The 6,000-nt window shown below is 36.6% G+C and carries 7 protein-coding genes and 2 pseudogenes; all 9 read left to right on the top strand.

Going from position 1 to position 6,000, the window contains the following annotated elements; all coding sequences use genetic code 11:
- Positions 1–4 precede the first annotated feature (4 nt).
- The 9 genes and pseudogenes from LJE12_RS16100 (at position 5) to LJE12_RS16135 (ending at position 5,768) form a co-directional block, all read left to right on the top strand.
- Positions 5–1,489: a glutamate synthase subunit beta gene (locus LJE12_RS16100; RefSeq protein WP_118572935.1), complete on the top strand. Its 1,485-nt coding sequence runs from the start codon at positions 5–7 to the stop codon at positions 1,487–1,489.
- A gap of 160 nt (positions 1,490–1,649) precedes the next feature.
- Positions 1,650–1,811: pseudogene (locus LJE12_RS16105) on the top strand (site-specific integrase); the annotation flags it as partial.
- Between the two features lie 53 nt (positions 1,812–1,864).
- Positions 1,865–2,044 carry a TnpV protein gene (locus tag LJE12_RS16110; protein WP_331466202.1) on the top strand — a complete coding sequence of 60 codons (180 nt, stop codon included), beginning with the start codon at positions 1,865–1,867 and terminating at the stop codon, positions 2,042–2,044.
- Positions 2,045–2,137: 93 nt separating this feature from the next.
- Positions 2,138–2,983, top strand: coding sequence for a MerR family transcriptional regulator (locus tag LJE12_RS16115; protein WP_118569730.1), 846 nt, complete (start codon positions 2,138–2,140; stop codon positions 2,981–2,983).
- A pseudogene (locus tag LJE12_RS20075) lies at positions 2,980–3,177 on the top strand (ATP-binding cassette domain-containing protein); the annotation flags it as partial. The gene LJE12_RS16115 and the pseudogene LJE12_RS20075, both read left to right, overlap by 4 nt.
- 89 nt (positions 3,178–3,266) lie before the next feature.
- Positions 3,267–3,476, top strand: coding sequence for an ATP-binding cassette domain-containing protein (locus LJE12_RS20080; protein ID WP_320055418.1), 210 nt, complete (start codon positions 3,267–3,269; stop codon positions 3,474–3,476).
- A gap of 201 nt (positions 3,477–3,677) precedes the next feature.
- Complete coding sequence (locus LJE12_RS16125; RefSeq protein ID WP_020993704.1) at positions 3,678–4,850, top strand: hypothetical protein; 1,173 nt, start codon at positions 3,678–3,680, stop codon at positions 4,848–4,850.
- A gap of 314 nt (positions 4,851–5,164) precedes the next feature.
- Positions 5,165–5,422: a type II toxin-antitoxin system HicA family toxin gene (locus LJE12_RS16130; protein ID WP_173698271.1), complete on the top strand. Its 258-nt coding sequence runs from the start codon at positions 5,165–5,167 to the stop codon at positions 5,420–5,422.
- Entirely contained in the window at positions 5,406–5,768 is a 363-nt protein-coding gene (locus LJE12_RS16135) for a type II toxin-antitoxin system HicB family antitoxin (RefSeq protein ID WP_008704906.1), read from the top strand. The genes LJE12_RS16130 and LJE12_RS16135 overlap by 17 nt, the downstream gene beginning before the upstream one ends.
- Positions 5,769–6,000: the final 232 nt, after the last annotated feature.

Below are 6,000 nucleotides of genomic sequence, written 5' to 3' on the forward strand. Positions count from 1 at the left end.
AATCATGGGCAAACCAACAGGATTTTTAGAATATGAGAGAGAGACGGCAAAAGTTCTGCCGCCAAAGGTCCGCATCGCAAACTTCAAAGAATTCAGGACCCCATTAAATAAAGAAAAACAGAAACTTCAGGGCGCACGCTGCATGGCATGCGGTGTCCCATTCTGCCAGTCAGGTATGATGATCGGCGGTATGGCATCCGGCTGCCCTCTGCACAACCTTGTACCTGAGACAAATGATCTGGTTTATACAGGCAACTGGAAACAGGCATTCTTAAGACTGAGCAAGACACACAGTTTCCCGGAATTTACTTCCCGTGTCTGCCCTGCACTCTGTGAAGCAGCCTGCACCTGTAACTTAAACGGAGAACCGGTCTCCACAAAAGAAAATGAACGTGCGATCATCGAGACAGCCTACGAGAACGGATGGGTAACTCCGCAGATCCCGGAAGTGCGTACGGGCAAATCCATCGCAGTCATCGGAAGCGGTCCGTCTGGACTGGCAGCAGCTCAGCAGTTAAACAGACGAGGCCACAGCGTAACTGTATTTGAAAGAAAAGACCGTGTAGGCGGACTTCTCCGTTACGGTATTCCTAACATGAAGCTGGACAAAGCTGTTGTTGACAGAAGAATCCATCTTATGGAAGAAGAGGGAGTTAAATTCGTTACAAATGTAAACGTAGGAAAGGACATCAAAGCAGAAGAACTTCTGAAACAGTTCGACCGCGTTATCCTTGCCTGCGGAGCATCCAATCCACGAGACATTAAAGTTCCGGGACGGGATGCAAAAGGAATTTATTTCGCAGTAGATTTCCTGGGACAGGTAACAAAAGCGTTGTTGGATTCTGATTTTGCCAAAGTTCCATATGAACTTGCCAAAGGAAAAAATGTTCTGGTCATCGGTGGCGGTGATACAGGAAATGACTGTGTGGGAACATCTATCCGTCTGGGTGCCAAATCTGTGATCCAGTTAGAGATGATGCCCAAGCCGCCAGTGGAAAGAACACCATCCAATCCATGGCCGCAGTGGCCGAGAGTCCTCAAAACAGACTATGGCCAGGAAGAAGCTATCGCTGTATTCGGACATGACCCACGAGTATACCAGACTACTGTTACAGAATTTATCAAAGATAAAAACGGAAATGTCTGCCAGGCAAAACTCACAAAATTAAAGAGTGAAAAAGATCCAAAGACAGGACGTATGATGATGGTTCCTGTAGAAGGAAGCGAAGAAGTCATCCCTGTAGATGTAGTCCTTATCGCAGCCGGATTCCTTGGCAGTGAGAAATATGTAACAGACGCATTTAAGGTAGCCATCAATGGAAGAACCAATGTAGATACAAAACCAGAGCAGTATCAGACCTCCGTAGACAAAGTCTTCACAGCAGGAGACATGCACAGAGGCCAGTCCCTGGTAGTATGGGCGATACGTGAAGGCAGAGAAGCTGCGAAAGCAGTGGATGAATCACTGATGGGATATTCCTATCTGTAAAAATAAGATAAAATATGAGAAAGGTGCTATTGTCTGACGGAAAAAGACGTCAGGAAGTAGCACCTTTGTTTTTTGAAATGATTTTCGGGTGTTTCGGGTATTACAATAATTGTAGTTTAGTTTGAATAAACAAAAATACTTAGTAAACCCAGCGTAGTTCTATCAGCGATTACACGGCGAAGATGTGATTACCACACCGAAAACAAAGAAAAGTAATCGTATGATCAAAATGCCGAAGTTCCTCTGTGAAGAAATGCAGGAATATTTGCAGATGCTTTACGGATTGAAGAAGAAAGACCGAATCTTTACGGTCACAAAGAATATCGTAGAGGTGTATATCTGAATCTGCTTACAAGTGGAAGGTTGAATGATTATTTGGCTGATATAGAAGAACAGGCACAGAAACGCTTTGAAAGGATTGTAGAGCAGATGGCAGAGAGTGAAGGTATTACCGAACAACTTAAAGCAACTGATCAGGTGGCTTGGGTAGGAGAAATGAATAATATTTGGAGTAGAGCAAGAGAGGTTGTGAATGCTAAATTGATTTATAACTAAAAGAGAAGAGATTTTGGATAAATGCTTGACTGTAAACCTTGTTTATAGCTTATTCTTAAGATAAAATAGAGTTGCTTGAAAGGAGTGCATAACATGAAAATAAAAGACGTAGAAGAACGAACAGGTTTATCCCGTTCTAATGTTCGTTTTTATGAAAAGGAAAAACTCATTGAGCCTTCAAGAAACGAAAGTAATGGTTATAGAGATTATTCAGAAAATGATGTGGAAAATATAAAGAAGATTGCATATCTGCGTACATTAGGAATTTCTATTGAGGATATACGAAGCATTATATCTGGAAAAGTAACATTGCAGGAAACGCTTGAGAGGCAGAATGAAATATTAAATAGTCAGATTACTGATTTGAATAAGGCAAAACGCATGTGCGAAAAAATGTTGGGTGAAGAAAGTATTAGTTATGAAAAATTACAGGTAGAACAATATGTAACAGAGTTGCAGGATTATTGGAAAGATAATCAAACTGTTTTCAAACTGGATTCAGTTAGCTTTTTGTATATATGGGGAAGTATGCTTACTTGGATAACGATTACCGCACTATGCTTGATTATTGGGACATTGTCTTATTCTAAGCTGCCGACAGAAATTCCGGTACAATGGAGTAAAGGTGTGGCAACATCTTTGGTGAATAAAAATTGGATTTTTATTTGTCCGGTTATTTGTATTATAATCCGTTATTTATTAAAACCTTTTATCTATGCCAAATTACAGATGAATAATTATTATGGAGAAATTATAACAGAGTATTTGACAAATTATATGTGTTTTATTGTATTGTCAGTAGAAGTTTTCTCAATACTTTTTACTTTCGGAGTGGTAAAAAGTGTTGTTGTACTTTTATTTGTGAACACGGCAGTCTTTATGGGATTGTTAGTAGTCGGATTGACGAAAATGGATTTGAGAGGAAAAGAAATTTTATGATTCAGATTTCAAATTTAACTAAAAAATATGGTGAAACAGTCGTTTTTTCGAACTTAAACTATACATTTGAAAATACTTGTATTTATGGACTTGTTGGAAGAAATGGAGCTGGAAAGACTACCCTTTTGAATATACTTTCGAATTATGATAAAAATTATACGGGAGTAATTTCTATCGACGGAGAAAAAATGAACAAGGTTGATTATCTTGATATGCCGGTTGCCTATGCAATGGATCAACCAAGTTTTTTAATGAGCTGACAATATATGAAAATCTTCTTTTAATTGCTTCGAGTAGAAAGATAAAAAAGCAAGAGGCATTTGATAAAATCGAGAGGATTTTAGATGGGTTGGGATTAAAAAAGTATGAGAACTATTCTCCGTCAGAACTTTCAAAAGGTACAATGCAACGACTAAATAATGCTTGTGCAATGATACAAGAAGAAAAAATTACTATTTTTGATGAACCATTCTCAGGGCTTGATCCTGTCTAAATGAAACTTTTAGAAAATGTAATAGTAGAGTTTCACAAGAAAGAAAAAGGAATTTACATTATTTCAAGCCATGATATAGAGTGTTTACAAAATGTTTGTGACAAGTGTCTTTTGTTACATAACGGACAAATTAGAGAAATCAATACGGAGGAAGTTGATAGAGAGAAAATCGCAAAGATTTTATCTGAAGGGGAATAAAGTATGTATCAGTTGCTTTTGAAACAGAGATTCAAATTTGCAGTTAGAATGATTAAACGAAATATAGGTGCTTATCTTATACTGATTGCTATTGTGCCATGTATTCTTATATTACAATCTATGATTCAGACAACCCATGGAATGGATATTGCTGTTTTTATACCGTATGGTATTCTCTGCTTCTTGTTTATGAATTTGTTTGGAACAATACCAAGAATGCGTATTTCTCCTGAAACTTATATTTGGAAAATAGAAAAAACATATATTTGGCGAGTGAAGAAGATAGGAAAAAGCACGGTACTGACGTTGTGTGTTGCGTTGATTTTATTTTGGGCTTTCCCAATGGAGGGAATAGTTTTGAGACAGTTTATTGTGGTTATGATCTGTAACCCAATCGTCAATATGCATACGGTTTTATCGACGCAATATAAATATCGGGATATTACGAATATATGTATGTTAGCAGTAGTAATGATTTGCTTTTTTAATAGAAGTGTATTTGTTGCCAGTGTACTATTGATCATTTACGGATTATATTTCATTTTATATCCTTATTTTAGCTATCAAGCAATTATCCCGTTCTTTCAACAATATAATCAGATGTTATATGGTTTTTTGAATAGGGAATATGATACAGTCTTGCAAACACAGGATGAAGTGTTTTTCCAAAATAATCAGAGAGAAATGAAGGGACTGATGAAGAAATATTATGGCAACCGCTACCGTTTTTTGATGGTTTATGAGGTGGTTAGTGTTATTAGAAGAAAGAAACAGATTATGTATCAGTATTTTGCGATTGTTTTAATTACAATGTTATTATCGCAGATAGAGGGAAAATATATTGAGTATGTATTATTGTTTTCTATATTGATATTAGGACAGAATGTTGTCAGCTATAATGTGCAAAATGAATTACGTTTAGTTAAAAAAGGATTTCCGCTCAGATATTCTTTAAAAGAAAAATTACAATGCAAGTCAGTTATTGGAATGTTCTTGTTGTTACTCCCGATGCTCTGTTATTGGATAGCGTATAAATTTGAATTATTTAGTATTCTCCTTTGGATATGGATGCCGATTCAGAGTATTATAATATATACAGCAAAGAACCGGCTGCAAAGGTTACTATATATACTTCCATTTTATATTTTGTCATTGTTATCTATGAGAGTATGGTAGATGTTTTTTTAACAATAAGATTATTGATTTTCTAAGCAAAACCGCTTATAATTTGAGTCGGAACATATTGCTATTATCCACAGAAAATAATACATTTGCTACACTAAATTTGCATATCTACATATCTAAAATAATTTTTGAACCATTCGGCTCATCCATTTCCCTTTATGATTAAGTACAAAAGACAGTATTTTTGAATTTGTATTTTGCGTATTTTTCTTTCGGAGAATACGGAAACCTTTTCAAATTTGGCATAGAAAAATTGATTGACACCATATACGATACCACATATAATATAAATAGGAGATATAAGAATGTCAAAATGGGATAAACTGATAACACGTATATGTAATTTATCAAAAGATCTTCGGTTTGATGAATTGCGAAAAGTATTGGAAAGTTATGGATATGAAATGAATGCTCCGAGAAGTGGAAGCAGTCATTATACATTTAGAAAGTCTGGATGTATGCCTATTACAATACCAAAACATGAGCCGATAAAGAAAGTATATGTAGAAATGGTAAGGGAAATAGTAGAAAGTGAGGCGAAGAATCATGAAGACGCTGAATGATTATATGTCAATGTCCTATCGCATGGAAGTTGTAGAAGATAAAACCGAAGGAGGATTCGTAGTTTCGTATCCGGATCTCCCTGGTTGCATTACCTGCGGAGAAACAGTGGAAAGTGCAATTTCAAATGCCCTGGATGCAAAAAAAGCATGGCTTGAAGCTGCATTAGAAGAAGGGGTAGAAATCCATGAGCCGGATAGTCTTGAAGATTATTCCGGACAGTTTAAACTGAGAATTCCAAGAAGCCTGCATAGACTACTGGCAGAACATTCTCAGAGGGAGGGAATCAGTATGAATCAGTACTGCGTATATCTTCTTTCGAGAAATGATGCGGTATTCTCAAAATAGCGATTATAAGTAAGCAGCAAAGCGTGTTATTGAAAGCGGAGCGCACAGTAACATGGAAAGAGCCGGTGATTTATTTATAAAAATAAGCAGTTGACAAAAAATAGTCATGTTGCTATAATTGCCTACATGAACAAAGGCGTTCTTTCTATAGAAAAGTAACTGTAGAAAGTGCGCCATTTTTTGTTAGGGCAAAGCCCTGTTTGCCATTGTGGAGTTTTTCGCTGATCCGAAA

Source organism: Blautia sp. DFI.6.71 (assembly GCF_020593585.1).
Taxonomy (GTDB): domain Bacteria; phylum Bacillota; class Clostridia; order Lachnospirales; family Lachnospiraceae; genus Blautia_A; species Blautia_A wexlerae.